Annotated in this window: 17 protein-coding genes and 2 pseudogenes; 9 read left to right on the forward strand and 10 right to left on the reverse strand. The window is 70.3% G+C overall.

Going from position 1 to position 21,476, the window contains the following annotated elements; translation table 11 throughout:
- Positions 1-12 precede the first annotated feature (12 nt).
- Both ACQPY0_RS41535 and ACQPY0_RS41540 read right to left on the reverse strand, forming a co-directional pair.
- Positions 13-1,155 (reverse strand): glycoside hydrolase family 88 protein, encoded by a 1,143-nt coding sequence (locus ACQPY0_RS41535; protein WP_432973882.1) that lies wholly within the window; start codon positions 1,153-1,155, stop codon positions 13-15.
- Between the two features lie 4 nt (positions 1,156-1,159).
- Positions 1,160-1,540, reverse strand: coding sequence for a hypothetical protein (locus ACQPY0_RS41540; protein ID WP_432973884.1), 381 nt, complete (start codon positions 1,538-1,540; stop codon positions 1,160-1,162).
- A gap of 301 nt (positions 1,541-1,841) precedes the next feature.
- Here ACQPY0_RS41540 and ACQPY0_RS41545 point away from each other — a divergent pair, with 301 nt between their 5' ends.
- Positions 1,842-2,873, forward strand: a complete 1,032-nt coding sequence (locus ACQPY0_RS41545; protein ID WP_432973886.1) for a trypsin-like serine protease — start codon at positions 1,842-1,844, stop codon at positions 2,871-2,873.
- Between the two features lie 243 nt (positions 2,874-3,116).
- On the opposite strand, the gene ACQPY0_RS41550 is transcribed toward ACQPY0_RS41545, so the two are convergent.
- From ACQPY0_RS41550 to ACQPY0_RS41560, 3 genes are all read right to left on the reverse strand, one after another.
- Positions 3,117-4,913, reverse strand: coding sequence for a DUF4118 domain-containing protein (locus ACQPY0_RS41550; protein ID WP_432973888.1), 1,797 nt, complete (start codon positions 4,911-4,913; stop codon positions 3,117-3,119).
- Positions 4,914-5,072: 159 nt separating this feature from the next.
- Complete coding sequence (locus ACQPY0_RS41555) at positions 5,073-5,387, reverse strand: ATP-binding cassette domain-containing protein (RefSeq protein ID WP_432973890.1); 315 nt, start codon at positions 5,385-5,387, stop codon at positions 5,073-5,075.
- Positions 5,388-5,439: 52 nt separating this feature from the next.
- On the reverse strand, positions 5,440-6,675 hold the full coding sequence (locus ACQPY0_RS41560; protein WP_432973892.1) for a D-alanyl-D-alanine carboxypeptidase family protein: 1,236 nt from the start codon (positions 6,673-6,675) through the stop codon (positions 5,440-5,442).
- Between the two features lie 384 nt (positions 6,676-7,059).
- Here ACQPY0_RS41560 and ACQPY0_RS41565 point away from each other — a divergent pair, with 384 nt between their 5' ends.
- From ACQPY0_RS41565 to ACQPY0_RS41575, 3 genes and pseudogenes are all read left to right on the forward strand, one after another.
- Positions 7,060-10,350 carry a DNA polymerase III subunit alpha gene (locus ACQPY0_RS41565; protein WP_432973894.1) on the forward strand — a complete coding sequence of 1,097 codons (3,291 nt, stop codon included), beginning with the start codon at positions 7,060-7,062 and terminating at the stop codon, positions 10,348-10,350.
- Positions 10,351-10,391: 41 nt separating this feature from the next.
- A pseudogene (locus tag ACQPY0_RS41570) lies at positions 10,392-10,827 on the forward strand (VOC family protein).
- The gene (locus ACQPY0_RS41575) at positions 10,820-11,581 is read left to right on the forward strand and encodes a phosphotransferase family protein (protein WP_432973896.1); all 762 of its coding nucleotides are present in this window, start codon (positions 10,820-10,822) and stop codon (positions 11,579-11,581) included. The pseudogene ACQPY0_RS41570 and the gene ACQPY0_RS41575 overlap by 8 nt, the downstream one beginning before the upstream one ends.
- A gap of 1 nt (position 11,582) precedes the next feature.
- On the opposite strand, the gene ACQPY0_RS41580 is transcribed toward ACQPY0_RS41575, so the two are convergent.
- On the reverse strand, positions 11,583-12,158 hold the full coding sequence (locus tag ACQPY0_RS41580) for a DUF3455 domain-containing protein (protein WP_432973898.1): 576 nt from the start codon (positions 12,156-12,158) through the stop codon (positions 11,583-11,585).
- Positions 12,159-12,316: 158 nt separating this feature from the next.
- On the opposite strand from ACQPY0_RS41580, the gene ACQPY0_RS41585 reads away from it, so the two are divergent.
- From ACQPY0_RS41585 to ACQPY0_RS41600, 4 genes are all read left to right on the forward strand, one after another.
- On the forward strand, positions 12,317-13,021 hold the full coding sequence (locus ACQPY0_RS41585; protein WP_432973900.1) for a hypothetical protein: 705 nt from the start codon (positions 12,317-12,319) through the stop codon (positions 13,019-13,021).
- 453 nt (positions 13,022-13,474) lie between these two features.
- Positions 13,475-14,620, forward strand: a complete 1,146-nt coding sequence (locus tag ACQPY0_RS41590) for a PucR family transcriptional regulator (RefSeq protein ID WP_432973902.1) — start codon at positions 13,475-13,477, stop codon at positions 14,618-14,620.
- Positions 14,621-14,690: 70 nt separating this feature from the next.
- Positions 14,691-15,467: a hypothetical protein gene (locus ACQPY0_RS41595; RefSeq protein WP_432973904.1), complete on the forward strand. Its 777-nt coding sequence runs from the start codon at positions 14,691-14,693 to the stop codon at positions 15,465-15,467.
- A gap of 122 nt (positions 15,468-15,589) precedes the next feature.
- The gene (locus tag ACQPY0_RS41600; RefSeq protein WP_432973906.1) at positions 15,590-16,261 is read left to right on the forward strand and encodes a hypothetical protein; all 672 of its coding nucleotides are present in this window, start codon (positions 15,590-15,592) and stop codon (positions 16,259-16,261) included.
- Positions 16,262-17,106: 845 nt separating this feature from the next.
- Here the strand turns inward: ACQPY0_RS41600 and ACQPY0_RS41605 are convergent.
- From ACQPY0_RS41605 to ACQPY0_RS41620, 4 genes are all read right to left on the reverse strand, one after another.
- Positions 17,107-17,919 carry a hypothetical protein gene (locus ACQPY0_RS41605; protein ID WP_432973908.1) on the reverse strand — a complete coding sequence of 271 codons (813 nt, stop codon included), beginning with the start codon at positions 17,917-17,919 and terminating at the stop codon, positions 17,107-17,109.
- 296 nt (positions 17,920-18,215) lie between these two features.
- Complete coding sequence (locus tag ACQPY0_RS41610) at positions 18,216-18,443, reverse strand: helix-turn-helix domain-containing protein (protein WP_432973910.1); 228 nt, start codon at positions 18,441-18,443, stop codon at positions 18,216-18,218.
- Between the two features lie 311 nt (positions 18,444-18,754).
- The gene (locus ACQPY0_RS41615) at positions 18,755-19,933 is read right to left on the reverse strand and encodes an ROK family protein (RefSeq protein WP_432973912.1); all 1,179 of its coding nucleotides are present in this window, start codon (positions 19,931-19,933) and stop codon (positions 18,755-18,757) included.
- A gap of 143 nt (positions 19,934-20,076) precedes the next feature.
- Positions 20,077-21,279, reverse strand: a complete 1,203-nt coding sequence (locus tag ACQPY0_RS41620; RefSeq protein ID WP_432973914.1) for an MFS transporter — start codon at positions 21,277-21,279, stop codon at positions 20,077-20,079.
- Positions 21,280-21,336: 57 nt separating this feature from the next.
- Here ACQPY0_RS41620 and ACQPY0_RS41625 point away from each other — a divergent pair.
- Positions 21,337-21,447, forward strand: a pseudogene (locus ACQPY0_RS41625) (decarboxylase); the annotation flags it as partial.
- Positions 21,448-21,476 lie beyond the last annotated feature (29 nt).

Here is a 21,476-nt window from a genome sequence, read left to right on the forward strand (position 1 = left end):
CACCTTGTCGCATCACTGTGCGCGGAGCTGCTCGTTCATGATCAGGAACGCACCGAGCCCGTGTGTGTCGTTGACCCGGCGCAGGCGGTTGAAGTAGTAGTCCTCGTCCCCGATGTTGGTGCCCTCGCAGATGTCGACGAGCCGGGTCAGGCCGTCGGCGCCAACGGAGAGTTGACCGAGTACGCCCTTGTAGCCCTTCGCGGCCACTTGCCGGTACTCCTCACCGAGGTATCCGCGCTGGACCCCCCGCGAAAGCATGAAGGTGAACATCGCGGAGCAGGAGGTCTCCCGCCAGTTGCGGGTGTCGGTGCTCTTGTTGACGACCTGGTACCACATCCCCGTGGTGGCGCCCTGATAGCGGCGGTAGCCGGCGGCCAGATGGCGGACAATGTCGATGAGGGAGGCCCGGCGGGGGTGGTTCGCGGGCAGCACCTCGAGGAGGTCCACGGCAGTCATGCCGAACCAGCCGATGGCCCGCCCCCAGTGCACGGTCGACCGGCCGCCGTTGCTCTTCGCCCACGGTGCCGAGCCGTCCTGGTCGTAGGCGTGGAACATCAACCCGTTGTCCGACTTCAGGTGCTTGAAGTAGACCGCCATGTTCTTGGCAGCCTCTTCGTAGCAGTACTGCGCGTCACCGAAGGTGCGGCCGTAGAGGGCGAGGAACGGCAGGGCCATGTACACCCCGTCGCACCAGAGTTCGCCCTTCATGTTGACGTTGTGGATCAGGCCGCCGTCGGTCGTACGGGGGTAGGTGGCGAAGCGCCGCCGCAACTGCTCGGCCGCGGTCCGGTACTTCCACAGGCCCGTCTCGGCATACAGCAGGGGCAGCAGTTGCACGGGCCGCATCGAGTCGAGGCTGTTGAACTGGTTGGAGATGCCGGCGTCGGTGACGAAGCGGTCGACCCATGCCTTGATGTACTCGAGGTACTTCCACTCGCCCGTGCGCTTGTAGAACAGATACTGGCCGTAGAGGTACAGCGCCTTCTGGTAGCTCCACCCACCGAAGGTGGCAGGAGTGAAGCGGGCCATCGTCGAGTCGATGACCGCACGCGACACGTCAGCCGGCAGCGCTGCCGCCCTGGCTGTTCCGGGCAGGGCGAGGGAACCCACCGCGGCGGCTGATCCGGCCAGAAAGGACCGTCGAGACAGATCCATCACGTCACTCCCAGTGCAGTCGGTTGCCGGTGGCATTGCGGGCGGGGAACACGGTGAGATACGTCTGGGCAGCCATGGCGCCGATGCGCTGCGCGTCGTTGTGCCGCTGCTCCCAGACGGCCGCGGAGTGGCTGATGCCGGTGAGGTGGCCCGTCAGGAACACCAGCTGATGTGGTACATCCGGCTTCCACACCTGGCGCTTGGGCGCGGCGGCAATGCCTTCGAGGGTGGACGCCGTCTGCACCGCAATGCCGCCGTCAACCGACTTAGCGGCGACGTAGAGGTTGCCGACCCGGGTCAGCGCCGCCCAAGGTGGTGGCACCGGCATTGACAGCCGTGAGCGCGCCGACAAGGGCACGGGTGGCGAGACCGGCACGCCGGGCATGGGGGCATCGTCGCACTCCTGACGGTTGCAAGCCGGCAGGCGAACGCTCCGAACCTAGCAGAGCATGGTCACCTGTCAATGAACCAGGGAAAAATAGTAAGGTCTCTTTAGCGTTTCGGGCAAGCCTCGAGCGCCCCGGCGCCGACCGCAGCCGCCACCCCGGGGTCGGGTCGGCCCGCCCCGCCGCAGCCGCCCATCGATCGCTATTGACCTCCATGCCTTTCGTCACGTATTAGTAAACAAGGTTGGCAATTAAGGATCGAATTCTGGATCTCGTCTGACTCTGAGCTGGGGAGCATGCATGCGGAAACCCGTCAGAATCCTGGTCTCGCTGATCGGCGCCGCTACTGTGGCCGCCGGTCTCATGGTGGCGGCGGGCGTCGCGTCGGCCGGCGACGGGCCTGTGACGCCGATGCTGGTCGGCGCGCGGCCCGCTACCGAGGCGTACCCGATCGGCCACTGGAACGCCTGCACCGTGATCCTGATCAAACCCGACTGGGCGCTCACCGCCGCGCACTGCACCTGGCGCAACGGCTACGTCGGCATCGGCACCGACCGCACCAAACCCGTCGCCACCTCTGAAACGGTCCGGCGGGTGTTCGCCCCCGGCAGCGCCGACGTGGCACTGCTCGAGCTCTCGCCCCCGGTGACGAACGTCAAGCCGGCGCCGATCGCCCGTTCGACCCCGCCGGTCGGCACGAGGACGCGGCTGGTCGGCTTCGGCCAGACCTGCCCGGAGGTCGACTGCGGCGGGTTCACCAACGTCGCGATGGAACTCGACACCTCGATCGTCGCCGACTCCCGATGCCCCGCGATCGTCAACGGCGCCCAGGAACTGTGCACCGACAACCCCGGCGGAAACGCCGGCGCCTGCTACGGCGACTCCGGCGGCCCTCAGTTTCAGAAGAACAGCCGCGGCGAATGGATCGTCGTCGGCGCCACGAGTGGCTCCGGCACGGTGAACACTGCCTGCGGTGTCGCCCCGTCCATCTACGTCGACGTCACCGACTCCGGCGGCCTGCGCGGCTGGATCGCCCAAACCGTCGGCGGTCTGCCCGAACCAGGCGACACCAGCCCACCGGCGACGACTCCGCCGCCCACGACTCCGCCGGTCACAACTCCGCCGCCCACGACCCCGCCGGCCACGACCCCGCCGCCCACGACCCCGCCGGCCACGACTCCGCCGGCGACGAGCGCCTGGGCGCCGTGGACGGCGTATCGCACGGGCCAGACCGTCACCTACGGCGGCGTTTCGTACACCTGCGTGCAGGGGCACACCTCGCTGCCCGGCTGGGAACCGCCGGTCGTCCCAGCGCTCTGGCGCCGCGCCTGACCCGGCCGCCGCGCGACCGGGTGTCAGGCCCGGCCGCGCGGCGCGGCACGAAAGATCACCATGATCCTCGCCGTGGACGAGAAAATCCAGATGTAGGCTTTTGGACCGCAGCGCGCCTGCGGCGCACCACGGCCGGCTTCAAGACACGACCCCAGAGCAATCGTCGGCTCGACAGGATGCCGGTGCACCCCATTGCCGAGGCGACCGTGGCCGCCAGGACGAGCCACAGCGAACCGGACCGGCTCACCCGCCGCTGATCGGAATCGTGGCGCGCAACGTCGTCCCATGCTCAGCCGGGCTCACGATCTCCATGTGACCCCCGAGTGTCTCGACCCGGTCCTGAAGACCGATCAAGCCAGAGCCCTTGCCGGGGTCCGCTCCCCCGATCCCGTCGTCGCGTGTCAGGATCTGCAGGATCGCGTCTTGCGCTTCGACATCGATTTGCACCATGGACGCTCGGGCATGTTTGGTGGCGTTGGCGAGTGCTTCTGAAACAACGTAGTACGCGGCCACCTCGACACACTCCGGCAATCGCCGAAGGACATCCATGTGCAACTCGACCGGAACACCGCTTCGGCGGGCAAGTGTCTTGAGCGCCGGGCCGAGCCCTCCCTTGGACAGGATCGCCGGATGGATCCCGTGCGCGATCTCCCGCAGGTCGTCAAAAACGCCGGTCAGCCCCTTCGCCGTGCGCGACAACTGCTCCTTGACTGTCTCCAGGCCGAGTGGCAACGCGGCTTCTGCCATGTGGAGCTCGAGGCAGAGCGAGATGAGGCGTTGCTGGGCGCCGTCGTGGAGATCCCGCTCGAATCGCCGACGGGCTTCGTCGCTGGCGGCGACGATACGGGCGCGGGACGCGGTCAGCTGTGCCCGGCTGTCCGCGTTGGCGATCGCGGCCGCGACGAGCTCCGTGAAATCGGCGAGGCGCGCCTCAGCGTCGGCCGGGATGGGCTCTGGATTCGACGTCAGCACGACGGCGGCACCCCACAGACGGCCCTCGACCACCACGGGCGCTGCAACGCTCGCACGAATACCCAGCGAACGAGCCATCGCGCTGAGGGAGCCCGCGGCGTTGTCGTAGTTGTTCATCCGGGCCGCGCGGCCAGTGCGCCGCACCGTTCCGGTGACGTTGTCGCCTTCGAGCGTCACCGAGAACTCGTGAGCCATTTTGCCGACGCCCGCGACGCGGAGGGCTGTTCCGTCCGGCTCGTACCGCATCAGCGTCGCAGTGTCGAGGTTGAGATGCCGGCTCAGTTCCGCCGCGACTGCGCTGAACACCTCGGCTGGCGAGGCGCCACGGGCAACCATCGTCGCCACCCGCCGCAATGCGGTCTGTTCTTCCACGAGGCCGCAGAACCGCTCGCGACTCACCTGCCGCTCGAGTGCCACGCAGAGCAACGTTTCCAGCGACGGGACCACCCGTTGCCGCAGCCGCACCAGCGTGCGAGCAGACAGGTCAGCGGGCACCAGCAGCGTCCCCGACCGGTTGGCACCGACGCGCAGCGGCAACGCGGCCCGACGCTCGTCCGCGCCGACCACCTCAAGCGCGATCACCGCCCATGGCAGTTCGAACGCCGCGGCGAGCCGCTGCGACGCCGCACCCAGCACCGCCCGTACATCGTCGGCGCCCAACACGAGACCGGCCAACTCCGCCGCGACGCCCGCCTGACTGCGTTCGGACGCCTCGAGAGCGCGTGACCGAGCCAGGCCTGCCAAACCGCTGGTCAACACACCAGCGAACACAAAGAACGCGAGTTCACCCGCATCCTCACTCGCGCTGATGCTCCACGCCCCGAAGGGCGGCACGTGGTAGTAGTCAAAGGTGAGGGCGCTGGCCACCGAAGTCACCACCCCCAGCTTGGCACCCCACACGACCGAGACGACCAAGACGCCAAGCAGGTACACCACACCCCTGACACTGGCGTGGGTGGCCCCTGCGAGCGGATACAGCACGAGGGTTTCCGCCACGATGAGCAAAGCTGCCACCACGAGTCCGAGCGCCAACGGCGGCTGCGTCGGGCGCAACAGCAGCGACGGCATACGTGGGCGCATCAGGCATCACCCTCCACACGTGGGTCGCCACACGTGGAAGGCCGCACTCGGCTTGGAAGCGATCGGACAAGGAGTTATGAACGCAACGCCGGATGTGGAGCCGGCCTATTCATCGCGTGCTACGGGAAGCAAACCCACCAAAACATGTTAATCCGGAACTCCGCAACATGCCCGCGCGCCAGCCTCGAACACCTCGGCGGAGGTGGTGCTGGCGGCCGGCGACTCGATGCCAGCGAGAATCGACAGCAGGGTCGACCTGCCCGAGCCGGAGGCGCCAACGACGGCGATCATCTCCCCCGGCGCCACAACGAGATCGAGCCCCTGCAGCGCCTGCACCTCGACCGACCCGGTCTGACAGATGTGCACGAGACTCTCGCACCGGACTACCGCATCGGCGGGCTTCGGCGCGGCGAACCGGGAGAGGGTCCAGGACAGTATTCTCCCGGCATGTGTCGCACTCACGCAGCGGCGACCGAGCCTGGGTGCCGCGACGACTCGTCGCGGCACCCGGTGCTCACACGTGCGTGATTCTCTCCCACCGGCTGGGTGGCTTGAGCGTGTGCGTGGCCTGCAGGGCGGCGGTCACGGCCGTGCCCGAGGCGGTGAGCTTGAGCGTGCCGACGCCGGCGCCCGCCGCGATGCGGCCCCGCACGCTGCCCAGCGTCTCGACCCGGTAGGTCAGGCCGGGCCAGCCGAGCACGCTCACGTCGCCGCTCGGGGCGAGCGTCGTGCTCCTGCCCATCGGTCCCCGGACGGTCGCCACGACGTCGCCGGCGCCCACGACCCGGTACCGGTGCAGCAGGCCGCTGCTGGCCTGGATCAGGCGACGGCTGGCCTCGAAGGCGTCGGTCATGTTCGGGCCGGGTCCGAGCACGACGCCGATGACCTTGAACCGGTGCCCTTCCGCGGAGATCTCGGCCGCGAAGAGCAGGCAGCCGCCGGCCTCGTCGGTGGAGCCGGTCTTGATGCCGATGATCCCGTCCTGGTACAGCTGCGTGTTGACGTTGCTGACCTGCCCGACGACGGGGAGCGCGGCCTGCGGCAGCGCCACGATCTGCGCGAACACCGGCATCTGCATCGCCAGCCGGCCCAGGATGACCTGGTCGGCGGCGGTACTGACGGTGGCCGCTTCGAGTCCGGACGGGTCGGTGTAGTGCGTGCTCGCCATCCCGAGCTGGGCCGCGGCCTGGTTCATCTTGGTCACGAACGCGGCTTTGTCACCGGCGTCCCACCGGGCGAGGATGTGGGCGATGTTGTTGGCCGAAGGCAGGAGCAGGGCCACGAGCGCCTGCCGCTCGGTGAGCACCTCGCCGGCCGTCACCCGGACCACCGACTCGCCGGAGGCGAGCTGGGACGGGTAGGCGGCGGCCTCCTCGGCCGAGACGGTCAGCGTGGGACCGTCGTCGTCCAGGCCCAGGGGATGGTCCCGCAGGATGAGGTACGCGGTCATCACCTTGGCGACGCTGGCGATCGGCACGGGTCGTGAACCGCCGAAGGTGCCCACCCGGCCGAGTCCGTCGATCTCGACCGTCGCCTGCCCGGCCTTCGGCCACGGCAACACCGGCGCAGCGCCCGGGATCGCGTACGTCCGCGGGACGGTCTGCACGATCTGCGGCGCCGGCACCGACCGGGCCAGCCCGAACGTGACGAATCCGCCGGCGGTCAGCAGCACCACGGCCGCCGCGGCCACGGACAGCCACAGCCCTCGACGACGAGCCGGCCGCGGTGCGACCACCGGCTCCTGTTCCACACTGGTTTCGGTACTGGTCTCGGTCAACCCGACCCCCCACGGCCGATCGCTCAACGAAGCCGCCCCGCGAACGCGGCGTTTCGCGCGCTACCCGATCCGACCGCTGGCTAACGTCCGAACCCGACCTCGACCAACGGCCGCCCGGAAGCTGGCGTCGACCGGCCTATCGGGTGAACCGGCCGGCGGCTGGCCCGGCGGGAGGCGACGTCCACAGATCACGACGCACCGGTCCGCGCCGGTCGCCCGCAGCGCCACCGCTTCGAGATCGGTTCCGAAGAACGCGATGCTCCTCGGCGTCAACCCGGCGAGGAGCATCGCCGGGACCGTTTCTCCCGGCCGCGGAATGAGAGAGGCTGATAGAAGGGTCTTCGCGGGGAGGTCGCGGTGCCCAGTTTCGCGCATCTGCACGTCGTCTCGGGGTACTCGTTGCGCTACGGAGCCGCTCTCCCCGGGCAGCTGGCGGAGCGCGCCGCCGAGCGTGGCATCACCACGCTGGCGCTGACCGACCGGGACACCGTGGCAGGCTGCGTCCGCTTCGCCAAGGCCTGCGCCGCCGCCGGGGTGCGCCCGCTGTTCGGCGCCGATCTCGCCCACGCCCCCTACGCCGCGGCGCACCATCGGCCCGTCACCTGGCACACGGCACGCGAGCGGGCGATCGCCGCCGACCGTTTCCCGCGTGTGGTACTGCTGGCCGAAGACAGCACCGCCTGGGCCGCACTGTGCCGTCTGATCAGCGCCGCCCACGCCCACCCCGGCACCCCGCCCCTGCTCGCCTGGGCCGACCTCGAGCGCCACGCCACCGGCCTGACCGCCCTCCTCGGCCCCGCCTCCGAACCCATCCGGGCACTCGGCGCCGGCAATCCCGACCAGGCGGCGGCCCTGCTGGCACCGTGGCGCGAGACCTTCGGGCCCCGTCTGCGCCTCGAGGTGGCCTACTGCGACCCGCAGGGTACGGGGCCCGGCTCCCTGTCCCTGGCCGCGCGCACGCTCAACCTGGCCGCCGAAGAGGTCATCGAGGCGGTCCTGGCCGGTGCCGTCCGCTACGCCGATCCCGGCCAAGCCCCCGTCGCCGACGTCCTGGACTCCGCCCGCCGCCTGACCCGCATCGACCCCCGGCACACCGACCGCGGCGAACGCTGGCTCAAACCTCCCGCCGCCATGGCCGCCATCGCCGAGCACATCGCCCGCGCCGCCGGCCAGGACGCCTCACACCTGCTGGCCGCCACGGCCCGCTGCGCCGAACAACTGCGCCTGGACCCCGAAAGCGACCTGGGCCTCGGTCAGGTCCACCTCCCCGAACCGCAGCTGGTCGGCGCGAGCCCGGCCACCACGGCCCGCCTGCTCGCGACCCGCTGCCAGGCCGCCATGGCCGCCCACGGCTACGACCACGACCCGGCCATGCTGCGTCGCCTGGAAGAGGAGCTCGCCGTCATCGAGCACCTCGGCTACCCCGCGTACTTCCTGACCGTCGCCCAGATCGTGGACGACACCCGGCGCCTGGGCATCCGGGTCGCCGCCCGCGGCTCCGCCGCCGGATCGCTGGTCGTGCACCTCCTCGGTATCGCCACCGCCAACCCCGTCCGGCACGGCCTGCTCATGGAGCGCTTCCTCTCCCCGCGCCGCGCCACGCTGCCCGACATCGACATCGACGTGGAGTCCGCCCGCCGCCTGGAGGTGTACCGCGCCATCTTCGACCGCTTCGGCCCCGAGCGGGTGGCCACCGTCGCCATGCCCGAGACGTACCGCATCCGCCAAGCCATCCGCGACACCGCCACCGCGCTCGGCCTCGACCCGGCCGAGACCGGTAGCCTGGCGAAGGCCTTCCCCGACATCCGAGCCAAGGACGCCCGCACCGCCCTCGCCGAACTGCCCGAACTGCGCACCGTCGCCGCCCGGTACACCGGCTGCACCAGGCTGTGGGCCCTCGTCGAGGCCCTGGACGCACTCCCTCGATCGATCGCCATGCACCCCTGCGGGGTGCTGCTGTCCGACCACACACTCATGGACCGCACCCCGGTCGTGCCCAGCAGCGGCCAGCACCTGGCGATGTCGCAGTTCGACAAGAACGACGTCGAGGACCTCGGCCTGCTCAAACTCGACGTCCTCGGCGTGCGGATGCAGTCCGCCATGGCCCACGCCGTCGCCGAGATCCACCGCACCACCGGCCGCCTCGTCGACCTCGACGACCCCCGCCAGGTCGCTCCCGAAGACCCCGCCGCCCTCGAACTGATCCGCTCCACCGGCACCCTGGGCTGCTTCCAGCTCGAAAGCCCCGGCCAGCGCGACCTCATCGGCCGCTTCCAGCCCACCACCCTCCACGACCTCGTGGTCGACATCTCCCTGTTCCGGCCCGGCCCGGTCGCCGCCGACATGGTCCGCCCCTTCATCGCCGCCCACCACAACCTGCGCCGCCCCCAGTACCCCCACCCTGACCTCGTGCCCGTCCTGAAGGAGACCTACGGCGTCGTCGTCTGGCACGAACAGGTCATCCGAATCATCGCCCAGCTGACCGGCTGCGACCGGGCCACGGCCGACGAAGCCCGCCGCGCCCTCACCGACACCACCAACCAGGCCCTGGTGCGCCAGTGGTTCACCACCCGGGCCCGCACCCGCGGCTACCGGCCCGCGGTCATCCGGCAGACCTGGCGGATCCTCGAGGCGTTCGGCGCCTACGGCTTCTGCAAGGCCCACGCCGTCGCCTTCGCCGTCCCCACCTACCAGTCCGCCTGGCTCAAGGCCCACCACCCTGCCGCGTTCTACGCCGGCATCCTCACCCACGACCCCGGCATGTACCCCAAACGGCTCCTGCTGGCCGACGCCCGGCGCCACGGCATCACCATCCTGCCCCTGGACATCAACCGCTCCGGCGCCGACTACCGCGTCGAACCCCTCGACCCCCACCACCCCGACCAGGGATACGGCCTGAGACTCGCCCTCGCGGACCTCTACGGCATCCACGCCTGCGAAATCGCCCGGATCACCGCCGGTCAACCCTTCACCTCACTGACCGACCTGTGGCAGCGCGCCCGCCCCAGCCGACCGACCGCCGAACGCCTCGCCCAACTCGGGGCCCTGGACCCGCTCACCCCAGGGCTCACCCGCCGCGACACGCTCCAGCGCATCGCACAGCTCGACCACCGCCCGCGAATCCACGCCGCCCAGCTCACCGTTCCCGGCACCGACACCAGCCCGCACACCGTCAGCTCGCTGCCCGACCTGACCGACCGCGAGAAACTCCACGCCGAGCTCCGCCTCCTGCGCATGGACACCTGCCGCCACCTCATGACCGAGTACCGCCCGCTCCTGGACGAGCTGCGGGCCCTGCCCGCCAACCGCCTCACCGACCGAGCCGACGGCGCAACCGTCCTCGTCGCCGGGGTGAAAGCGGCCATCCAGACCCCGCCCATCCGCTCCGGACACCGCGTCATCTTCACTACCCTCGACGACGAAACCGGCCTCATCGACCTCGCGTTCTTCGACGGCACCCACCGCACCTGCGCCCACACCCTGTTCCACTCCGGGCTGCTCGTGGTCCGCGGCACCCTCCAGCGACGCGGCCCCCGCAGCCTTACCGTGGTCGGCACCCACGCATGGGACCTGGCCGCCGTCCACGCCGCCTACCGGGCCCTCGGGCCCAACACTGTCCGCCGGCTGCTCGCCGACACCCACGGTTAACTCCGTGGCGGTGGTGAAGATCGCGCATCTATGGTGATCGGATGGCGACCGCCCGGCAGGTTCAGGTCACGTTCGACTGTGCGGATCCCCAGCGGGTCGCGCGCTTCTGGTGCGCGGTGCTCGGGTACGTGGTACCGCAGCCGCCTGAAGGGTTTGCGAACTGGGACGAGTATGAGCACACGTTGCCGCCCGAGCGGCAGTATCACGGGTTCGCGTGTGTGGACCCCAACGGGGTAGGGCCGCGGCTGTACTTCCAGCGGGTGCCCGAGGGCAAGGTCGTGAAGAACCGCGTGCATCTCGACGTGCGGGTCGGGACCGGGCTGAAGGGGGCGGAGCGGCTGGCGGCGCTCGAGGCCGAGTGCGCGCCGGCTCGTTGCGCTGGGGGCGGTGCGGGGGCGGCTGCTGGTCGCCGACGAGTTCAACGAGTCGTGCCTGAACATGCAGGACGTGGAGGGGAACGAGTTCTGCCTTGACTGAGACGAGGGCGGGCGTGGAGGAGGTCGCGGTCGTCGTCGCGCACTCCGAGCGGGCGACGCTGCGGGTCGGCGACGTGTTCCTGAAGGTGGACGGGGACCCCGTGCGGACCGAGGTCGAGGTGGCGGCGATGGAACTGGCGCCGATCCCCACCCCGCGGGTCCTGTGGCGCCGGCCGCCGGTGCTCGCGATCGCGGCAGTCGCCGGCACGGCACTCGGCCGCCTCGGCGAGCCGTCGTCCGCGTCGGCGGGGGCCTGGGCCGCGGCGGGGGCGGCCGTGCGGGCGCTGCACGAGGCGCCGCTGCCGCCGTGGCCGGGGCGCACCGTCGAGGTGCTCGCCGCCGAGCTCGAGCGGGAGTGCGCGTGGCTCGTCGCGAACAAGGTGCTCCCCACCGAGCTGGTCGAGCGGAACCGGGAGGTCGCCGCGGCGGCGCTGCGGCCGTGGAAGCCGGTGTTCATCCACGGCGACCTCCAGATCACGCACGTCTTCGTCGACGGGGACACGGTCACCGGCGTGATCGACTGGTCGGAGGCGAGCGAGGGCGACGCGCACTTCGACCTCGCGACCCTGACGCTCGGGCACGAGGAGCGGCTGGCGGACGTCGTCGCGGGTTACGGTACCGACGCCATCGATCTTGAACGAATCGAGGCGTGGTGGTCACTGCGCAGTCTGTGCGTGATCCGCTGGCTGATCGAGCACGGCTTCGACCCGTTCGCGCCGGGCTGCGAGGTCGACGTGCTCAGGGCCCGCATGTGAGTCACAGCTTGCACGGCACCCAGAAGACGTAGTCGGCGGTGTAGGGCACCGTCCGTGGCGCGTCGGTGCCCGGCGTGCAGGCGCCGGTCGGGCCGACGCCGCCGGTGGTGTTGACCCGGCTGATGAACGCCACCCGGTCCAACTCGCCCGGCGCGGTGTTCTCGTGCGCCGCCACGTGCAGCAGCAGCCACGCGATGGTCCCGTCCTTCGGTACCGTCTGATCGACCGCCCCGACGACGATGGAGTGATCGACGCCGGACTCCCAGCGCGGCCCGGCGTAGTGATGCATGGTGGTCGGCGGCCGGCCGTACCGCCGCAGCTGCGCCTCGGGGGTGGACTTCGTCGCCCAGGTGCCGCTGCCGTCGGGATTGGCCGTGCAGGAGTAGGTCTGCGTGCCGCTGGTGACGCGGTAGGCGGATCCGATGCGGAACTCGGCCCCAGGCGTCGGCGCGCCGGCCGGCAGCCGGAAACGCCCGCCCGCGATCGCGTCGGTGGCGGCGGAGGCCGACCCGGTGCCGATGGCGGTCAGGACCGCCGTGGCGGCGACCAGGATCGCGGCGGTTTTCGTCGAACGCATGACCGCAGCCTACGAGCGACCGAATCAATCGTCGCTGACGAATATCTCACGGTCGTCCGGTTGATCCCGGCGCCGCCGAATTCCGTACACCCGTCGCCGGCCGGCGCGGGAACCGGGCGGCCCCGGTCCACGTCCAAGCCGGTATGCCGTTGCGCCGGATGATCGTGGTGGGTGTCATGGTGGCGGCCGTCGTCTCGGCGGTGACCGTCGTGGTCATCGCGACCGGGCGGACCAAGCCGGCGTGCGGGTGCAGCATCCAGCCCGACGTCCGCCGCCCGGCCCACGACGCGGCCGTCCGGTTCGAGGACCTGGTCCGCCGGGCCGATGGGTCCGGCGCCTGGGCGATGCTGACCGACGGGGCGCGGGCCCGATACGCGGATGTGGCCGGCTTTCAACCCGTCTTCGACCGGCTCGGCCAGGCGCTGCCAGAGGCCGGCGGGAGTCCCGCGGCGGGCGGCTGGCTGAGCGTGGACGACCGGGTACGCTACGACAAGCCGAGCGAGGCGGTGGTCGTACGCTACGCGACCGGGCCGCCCCGGATGGTCTGGCCGTTGCTGGTCCAGGTGACGCTCGGCCACCCGGGCGACGAGCGGATCGACCCCGAGCCACCACCGCTACGGGTGACCGCGGCCGGCGACGGCGACGGGGTGCTGGTCGAGCTTCCGGACGGCGAGCCGAGGCTGAGCTCGTTCGTGGTGATCGACGGGGCCGGCCAGGAGCTGCGGCCGAGCCTGGTGCCCGGGACCGCGGGGGCGGACCGGCTGACGTGGCGCCGGGCGGTGCCGGGCCCGGTCGTGGTCATCGCGGTCGAGCGGAACGCAGCCGGCCTGCGGGTGGGCGCGATGACCGCAACCCTGAACTGACGCTCACGGGCGCGGGCCGGTCTCCAGCTCGGCGCTCACGGTGCGGACGAAGTCCGATGACGGCGGGCCGGACCGACCATGTCGTTCGGCCGCGATTGACGCTCGACGCGCAACCGCAGGAGCGGCTCGCGTTTCTGGCGAGGCAACGTCGCCGCGGTGCACCGCGAGCTGGTCGACGCTGCGGGCGTCGGGCGGGGCCTCCGTCGGCGGCTGTGACGTCGCTACGGCGGGCGGTGCGCGGCCCGGCAAACGCCGCAAAGGCCGGCCCCGCAAGGACGACAGGGCACCGGGTCCTTCCCGACCCGGCCGATCCCCTCCTCGACGTCGGCTCAGATCGTGCTGCTTCGCTGGAGGGCGGGGTCGGTGCCCGCGGTCTGCTAGGGTCGACAACGTAGCGACCAATCCATAACCGTCACTGCTCCGAAGCATCTGCGACGGAGAGGAACCGCATCGATGAGTGCCCTGTTCAACGCCCTGCGCGAGCGGATCGAGGTCAACGCGCGGCACGCGGTCGAGACGTACACCAACGAGGTCGGCGAGTACCAGGCGATGCCGCCCGGCGTTGACGATCGCATCGGGATGTACGACTTCGCGGTGTTCATCCGGCGCCGGTCGCTCGATCTTGCCGTGGCAGACCTGCCACTGAACGAGAAGGACCTGGCCGGCATCGCCACGGTGGGCCGCCAGCGGGCCGAGGTGGGCCTGTCGGTGCCCTCGCAGCAGCAGGTACTCGGCCTGCACACCGCGATGATGGTGCGCGAGGTGCACGACCTGGCCCGCCCCGAGGATGTCACCGACCTGCTGCGGATGATCGGCTGGCTCGGCGCCCAGGGCGTCCGGGCCCGCAGCGCCTACCTGCGCGGCTACACCCGTGGCGTGGGCGCCGCACGGGTGTTGTCGACGCGGCTGGAGATCCTGGCCCGTGCCCTGCTCGCCGACGAGCCGGCGGAGCCGTTTGTCGCCGACCTGCGCCTTGCCGGGCGGTACCACATCTCGGTCTTGAAGACGGCGCAGCCGGTAACTCCGCGGACACAGGCCGAGGTGATCGCCGCGCTCACCGTGGACCGGATTCCGGCCACCTGGCTCGCCGCCGACGAGGTCGCTGTCCTCACGCCCGGCAATGACGCGAAAGCGCAGATCCTTCAGCGGGTACGCCATGTGACAGCGCTGATCGGGCATCCCTGCGGCGTAGGCTCGGCGGAGGGCGTGGTCGGCGGGCTGGCCGAGACGCTGGCGTGGGCCCGCGAGGCGAGCCGGGTGGCACCGCCGCAGGATCGTCCGGAGCGGCTGCCGGAGATCGCGGACCTGTTCGTCGAGATGGCGGTGGCGCGCACGCCGGCGGTCGACGGGTGGTTGCGCACCTTCGCGAAGGCGCTGGCCACCGGCCCGGACCTGGTGGCGACGCTGCGGGCCTATTACGTCAACGACATGAACCGCACGAGCACCGCCGCCGCGTTGCACATCCACCCGCGCACGCTGGACTACCGGCTGCGCCGCGTGCACAGGGTCACCGGCATCGATCCCGGCTCAACCGTCGGCGTCCGGCTGCTGAGTGCGACGGTAGCGCGGACACTGGCCGTGGACCACTACGCGGATTGACAAACGTCACCGCGTACTTGCGCACCGCTCACGAAGACGCGCACCGTCCGGTGCCGAAAGACTCCCCGCCATGTGGAGCAGACTCATACGTGGCATCGCGGCGTCTGCCGTCGCGCTCGCGATGCTGCTGACCGGGACGGCACAACCGGCCCGGGCCGACGCCGACGGCATCAGCAGCCCGATCGTGGACGCGGCCCTGATCGCCTGGAACATCTACAAGTCGGGCAACGCGACGCCGGAACAGATCGTCGAGTTCGTCCGGATCGTGACCGGCGCGCTCACCGATCTGGAGAACGAGGTCATCGAGCACGCCGACGGCATCGAGGCGGCCGAGGTGCTGGGGCAGGCCATTTCGGTCCGGATCGACATGCTCGACTACCACAACTTCCGGGACAACGAGATCATCCTGGAGTCCTTCGCCATGGAGGTCGGCCGCTACGCGCAGAACGCGAGCAGCAAGTATCGGGTGGTCGGGAAGAAGGCCAAGGACCAGATCGGTCTCGCCGCGCAGATGCTCTACCCGATCACGCTCGCCGCGCGCACCGACGCCGGATGGACCGGCGGGCTCAGCGACATCGAAGCCGCGTACCGCCAGCTCAACCAGAAGATCGTGGCGGACCTGGAACCGACGTGCAAGAGCTTCAGCAACCCCGATCCCATCCCGGGCCAGATCTTGATCCGCCACGAGTGCCAAGCGGCCAACGGTGAGACGGCCGAGGCCTACGACTTCAAGGTCGGTGACACCTGGCACAGCGGGCCGGTCAACCTGGAGAACCTCAAGCTCGAAGCCGCCAGGAACTCCAGCTGGGCAGCGGCCAAACACATCCTCGCCGGACAGGCACAGTAGGAGAGCAACGTGAGGAAACGACTGTACAACTGCCTGATAGCCGCCGGCCTGGCCGTCGCGGTCACGGTGGTCCCGCCGCCGCACCGGCCAATGCGGCGCCGCGCATCAATGCGGTGCAGGCGGTGGCGTTCGACTGGACCAGTCTCGTGGTCGCGGTCGCCGGGCACCTGCTGGCCGGCGGCGGCTCCGAGGACGCCTCGCTGAAGGCGGCCGTCCAGCAGATCGTCGCCGCCGTCGAGGCCGCGAAGAACGACATCATCGCCCACACCGACCTGATCGCCAGCGCCGAGGTGCAGGCTTGCGCCCGCCAGCACGCCATCGAGTTCTCCGACATCGAGAACATGTCGAACACGGTGCGGCAGCTCTGGGCGCAGAACGCGACTGGCTGCGCGACGCTGGCGACCGCGTACGTCAACGCTGTCCAGACCCCGCAGGCGGTCGACAACATCGGCCACGTCCTGCCCGCGCTGTTCGCCATCGTGATCGCCGCCCGTGGCCGCGCCGGCCTCCCCAACGGCATCAACCTGGTCATCCAGGACCAGATCCGTAGCTACGAGGCGGTCGTCGCCAAGCTCACCCCGACGAACTGCGTGAAGAAGGGCAACAAGGAACCGGGCTCCCCGCGCGAGAAGTGGTGGGAGTGTACCGCCTACAACGGCGACTGGGGCCAGTCCACGTGGGTATACGCCCCGGCCGAACCCGTCCGTGCCCAGGCCGAGAACGCCGCCACCCGCAACACCAGCCGCCCCGCGGCCTTGTCCGGCCTGCCTCAGCTCCGCCCGTTGGGCGTCTGAGCAGTTCCTCCGGCCGCGTGGTATCGATCCGGTACCACGCGGCCCCCGCCTGGGCGGGACCGCCCTCACCACAGTGCTCACCGTATGCCTTCGAGCGGGCCGTCACGGTCACCTCCGGCCACGCCGGCCGGCACACGGCCAGTGCCCTCCCGCCCCTGTCGCCGCCCGGCACCTGTACGCCATCGCACCGGGCGAAACCGTCATCGTCGCCGAGATCGGCCACGATCTGCTCGTGCTCCACCCGGCACGCGCCGTGGCGCGGCTGCTCGCCGAACGGTTCCGGACCGGAACCGACTCACGTCGGCCCAGGCGGCGCCGGCCGCCGACGAACTGCGCGGAATCAGCGGCGCCGCGATCTCCCGTTGAGCATCAGCACACCATCGCTCCACATCGGACACTCAAGAACCAGATCGTCTGGTCGACGGCCGCCGCGATGCGGCTTTGTCCGGCAGCGGTCCACAAGCCGGCCAGGCCGTCGACTGCCCACCGGCTGTCGGGGTGACGGGGTCCCAGCTCCGCACGGTTCCCGCGCCGGCCGTGGCGGGCACCGTCCGCCTCGGCAGCCAGGTGCGAGATCGGCGCGCCATGGTCGGTCTCGATCCACTGCGGGAGCCAGGATCCACAAGTACGCCGCCACGGTGGCCTCCCGTTCCATCCCCTCGGCCCGGCCGGCCGGGGCGACGACGGCGGTTCCGCCGTCGCTCAAGGGCAATGTGGCTGCATCGACGTAGAACGGCGCTTGGCCGACCCAGTTCCTCACTCGTGGACATGAGCGCACCGAACGCGGCGAAGCCGGCCGAGGGACGTGGTTGTCCCTCGGCCGACGCGGTGGCCGGGCGTGGTGGCTACGGGAGTACCGCCTCCAGACCGGGCAGGGCGGCCTTGGCCACGGCCCGGCTGGTGTTGCGGGTGGCGGTGTCCTTGACCGCTTCGCGGTCCAGTGGCGGGGAGGTCCGCTTGCCGCGGTAGTAGTCCTCGCTGTCGTAGCCGATGTCGCCGTTGTAGGCGGTGCAGGTGTACTGGATCTCCGTGGTGACGACCCGGCCGCGGCTGTCGTACTCGCTGATCTTGTGCTCCACGCAGCTGGGCTCCAGCTTCGTGATCACCGTGTGGTAGCTGCTGATCTCGTCCTGCAGCAGCAGGTTGACGCCGAAGCCGCCCTTGGCGCGGGCCGCCATCGCGATCGCGTAGATCTCGCCGATGAGCAGGCCGATGGTGTCGGCCGCGGCTTGGCTCTGCACCGCGTTCAGGTACGCCGTCGCCAGCGTCGCGCACCTGGTAGCGTCCTGGGCCCACAGCTGTTCGACGGTGCGGCTCATGTTGTTGATGTCGGCGAACTCGATCGTGTGCTGCCGGGCGCAGGCCTGCACGTCGGCCGCCGCGATGGCGTCGATGTGGTTGAGGATGTCGGTCCTGGACTGCTCGACGGCGGCGATGATCCGCTGGACCGCCGCGTCGATGTCTCCGCTGGAGCCGCCGCCGAGGACGGTCAGCGCCACGCTGACGGCCAGGCTGGCCCAGTCGAAACCGCCGACCGCCTGGAGCCGCGCGGCGTCGGCCGGACGGGGTGCGGCGCCGGCCGGCACCGCCGTGCCGGCCACGCCGACGGCGATCCCCAGCACGGCCGCGAGCAAGGCTCGCCGTAGTCGTCTGGTCACGTTGATACTCCTCCTAGGTGTGCTGCGGTGTGATGCCGAGGATCCTTGTTGGCCGCCGGCCAGCTCGAATGCGCTGCGGCGGTCTCGGTGGCGACATCGCCGTCGGCGGCCGTGCACCGGTACGTTGTCACGATCATCGTGGGCAGCCGAAGCGCCGACGAGTCCGTTTCAACATATCCACGCTGCTTGATTTCCCCAGATGCCTGCCAAGTGTGCCGAACGGCCGGTTGCCGGTCTTCGTGATTTGTCGAAGACCTCCGCCGCGGATTTGCGACACCGCGCAAAACCGGCGGCGATCACCCGCCGCCGTCGGCGAGAGTGCGCGCCACTGCGGCGCTGAGGGCGCGGACGCCCATGGTCGAGCCCGGGTGGACATTCAGCGCCGCCGCGGCGGCGACCCGGTTCATGTCGTGGCGGTAGTACGCGTGCAGCGTGCGCACCAGGTCCGGTCCGGCGGCGAGCTTCCGCGCGTACCCGCGCAGCCGGGCGTCCACCGCCGGCGTCCGCGCCGCCGACAGCTCCACGAACAGGTCGTCGACACCGTACAGCTGTGTCCAGGTGTCCGACTACCGTCACGTCGTCCAGGAAAGACGCCGCTGAGGCTCTCCCCCATGCCGAGCGATCCCGCGGCCTGAGGAAACCCGGAAACGCGTGACGTCAAGTCGAGGCCTGAGCTGCACCAGCGAACTCGGGAGATCAACGCCGCGTACCAGGTCCTCGTTGCCTTCCCGGCCCGCGTTGGCGCGCGGGCACTCGGACTCGTTCGGGAGCGTACGCTTCCCGACGCTCATCCACAGGTTTCGAGTATTCCTCTGCGAATGCTGGTGCGAACGTCTCATGCCTTGTGCTTTGCCTGCGCCAGTGGGTCGGCGAGCAGCGGGGCAAAGCCCAGTTCGGCCGCGCCGATCAAGGTGGCGTCGTCGGCGAGGCTGGACAGGAGCAGTCGCGGGCGTTGCCGGGACACCGGCATTGTGTGTTGCGTGATCCGGGCGGCCACCTGTGGTGCCGCCGCGGCGTACACGTCACGCAGTATTCCACCGAAGATCACCACGCCGGGGTTGATCAGGTTGATCAGGTTGGCCACGCCGATGCCGAGCCAGCCGCCCATCTCGGACAATGCTGAGGCCGCCGTCACGTCGCCTGCGCCCGCAGCCCGGACAACCGCGCGAACGGAGTCCCGGCCGGGTCGGTCGCCGGAGCGGCCAGCGGCGGCCAGTAGCGCAGACGGACCGGTCTCCGCCTCCAGGCAGCCGCAGGCCCCGCATCGACAGGCTCGGCCGCCGTAGGGGTTGACCAGCATGTGTCCGATCTCGCAGCCGAATCCGCCATCACCGCCAAGCAGCTTGCCATCGAGCAGAACGCCGCCGCGCACGCCGGCATCGCCGTGCAGGTAGATCAGGTTCGGCGAGCCGACGCCAGCGCCGCGCTTGTACTCGGCCATGGCACCGAGGTGAGCATCGTTGCCGACAGCTACCGGCTGTCCGATGTCGAGTGCCCGCTGCAACTCGGTGCCGAACGCCTGGTCCGCCCGGCTCACCTGCGGCGTGTACGAGACTCGTCCGTCACCCGGGCTGACTGTGCCGCTGCAGGAGACGCCCACGCCGACGCAGACCGACTTCGCCGGGGCGGCCGAATACAGCTCCCGGCCAAATTCGGCGAGCACGTCAACCGTGTTGTCAACATTGGCTCCGGCCGGTCGGGCCGCCGACCTGCGATCCATGATCATTCCACCGAGGGCGACCCTCGCGGCGACCAGCCGGTCCGCCGTCACATCGAAGGCGAGTACGTACACCCGCTCGGAGTCTGGGTGTATGACGAGCGATGGGCGGCCGACACCCGTGGCGCCGGCCGGACGCTCCTGCCGCACCAGACCGGCCGCGGCGAGTTTGGCCGCCAGCGTCAGGATCGTGCTGCGGTTGACACCCATCAATTCGGCCAGCGCCGCCCGCGACAGCGAGCCTCTCAAGTGGACGTGGCGGAGCAGCGTGCCCAGACTTGTACGCTGCCCGCTCATCTCGCGCCGAGGCCGGCCCGGCGGTCTCGAACTGCCGCCGGCTGGGACGAAATGCGTGCACGTCGTGGAGTGCGCGGCTTGACGGTGATGGCGGCGTTCATGCGGTCTCCCATCGATGGCGTGGACGAGCATCCTGGCGTGGCTCAGGCGGTGCGGTTGCTGACCACCGGTTCGGTTGCCTGCAGCGCTTGCCGGTCGGCTCGCAGAATGTGCGCGGTGAGGGCTGCGAACATGCAGAAGGCGACGGGCAGGAAGAACGTGTGGTTGAGCGGCATCAGGTGGGTGAGGGGCCCGATGATGGCAGGCCCGGCGAGCATCCCGAGGTAGCCGAGGCCTGCGACGCGGGAGACGTTGACTCCGGCGGCGTTGCTGTCCGCGTGTCCGGCCGCGCTGAAGAGCTGCGGGATGGTGCCGGACAGCCCGATGCCGAACAGCGCCCATCCGGCGATGGCCAGCGGTACCGACGGCGACAGCGCGGTCAGCGTCAGCGCGACGGCGGCGAGCGCCGATCCGTAGCGGACGATGGCGACGGAGCCGAAGCGTGCGGCGACTCGATCGGTGAGGAAACGGCCACCCGTCATGGCGGTGGCGAAAGCGCCGTAGGCGAGTGCGGCGGTAGCGGCGGGTGCGTCGAGCACGTCGCGCATGGCCAGCACGCTCCAGTCGTTGGCGACGCCTTCACTGAGCATCAGCATCAGGGCGAGCGCGGCGAGCGCCCAGATGCGCAGCGGCGTGGTCCGCCATGTGGGGGCTTTGACCGTCGGGTTTTCACGGGAGCCGGAAGGTCCAGAAGGTGGCAGCAATGCGGTCGCGGCAGCCGCGGAGACGGCCAGGGTGACGAAGCTGACCGTGATCAGGGTGGTCGTCGCGCTCCATCCCCAGCTGAGCGTCCGGGCGCCGACCAGGGCGGCCAACACCCCGCCGATGGAGAACACGGCGTGGAATGCGGACATGATCGGACGCTCGTACCCGGCCTCGACCTGCACGGCGTGGGTGTTCATGCTGACGTCGAGGCTGCCGTTGCCGATACCGAAGACCAACAGTGCCGCGCCGAGAGTCCAGGCGTTCACGGCGAGGGCGGGCAGGACGAGTGCCGCGCTGCACAGCGCCGCGCTCAGCGGCACGACTCGGCGGGCGCCGAATCGGTCGGCGAGGGGTCCGACGAGCTGCATCCCGGTGAAGGCGCCGGCCCCAAGGAGCAGCAGCAGCCAGCCGAGCACGGCGTGGCTGATGCCGGTCCGATGTTCGACGGCTGGGATGTGGACGATCCACATGCCCAGCACGAAGCCGTTGAGCCCGAAGTAGGTGAAGGTGGCCAGCCGGGCGGCCCGGATCGAAATCAACATGATTTCGAACGTAACGCACACATTCTACGTTCGCAACGTTGCCTTCCGAACGCACATGACGGCCGGCAGGCCAAGCAGCGCATCGCCGCAGCCGCGGCCGACATGATCGCCGACGGAGAGGCGGTCGTCATCGACAGCAGCACCACCTGTCTCGAAGTGGCCCGCGCCCGCAGGCCGCGCTCGGCGAGGCCGAGCCG

This window comes from Dactylosporangium sp. CA-233914 (assembly GCF_050942935.1).
Classification (GTDB): Bacteria; Actinomycetota; Actinomycetes; order Mycobacteriales; family Micromonosporaceae; genus Dactylosporangium.

Excerpts from the sequence above, each read along its gene's own strand:
- ACQPY0_RS41535 (WP_432973882.1), bottom strand. The coding sequence starts at position 1,155 with ATGGATCTGTCTCGACGGTCCTTTCTGGCCGGATCAGCCGCCGCGGTG.
- ACQPY0_RS41540 (WP_432973884.1), bottom strand. The coding sequence starts at position 1,540 with ATGCCCGGCGTGCCGGTCTCGCCACCCGTGCCCTTGTCGGCGCGCTCA.
- ACQPY0_RS41545 (WP_432973886.1), top strand. The coding sequence starts at position 1,842 with ATGCGGAAACCCGTCAGAATCCTGGTCTCGCTGATCGGCGCCGCTACT.
- ACQPY0_RS41550 (WP_432973888.1), bottom strand. The coding sequence starts at position 4,913 with ATGCCGTCGCTGCTGTTGCGCCCGACGCAGCCGCCGTTGGCGCTCGGA.
- ACQPY0_RS41580 (WP_432973898.1), bottom strand. The coding sequence starts at position 12,158 with ATGCGTTCGACGAAAACCGCCGCGATCCTGGTCGCCGCCACGGCGGTC.
- ACQPY0_RS41585 (WP_432973900.1), top strand. The coding sequence starts at position 12,317 with ATGATCGTGGTGGGTGTCATGGTGGCGGCCGTCGTCTCGGCGGTGACC.
- ACQPY0_RS41590 (WP_432973902.1), top strand. The coding sequence starts at position 13,475 with ATGAGTGCCCTGTTCAACGCCCTGCGCGAGCGGATCGAGGTCAACGCG.
- ACQPY0_RS41595 (WP_432973904.1), top strand. The coding sequence starts at position 14,691 with ATGTGGAGCAGACTCATACGTGGCATCGCGGCGTCTGCCGTCGCGCTC.
- ACQPY0_RS41615 (WP_432973912.1), bottom strand. The coding sequence starts at position 19,933 with ATGAGCGGGCAGCGTACAAGTCTGGGCACGCTGCTCCGCCACGTCCAC.
- ACQPY0_RS41620 (WP_432973914.1), bottom strand. The coding sequence starts at position 21,279 with ATGTTGATTTCGATCCGGGCCGCCCGGCTGGCCACCTTCACCTACTTC.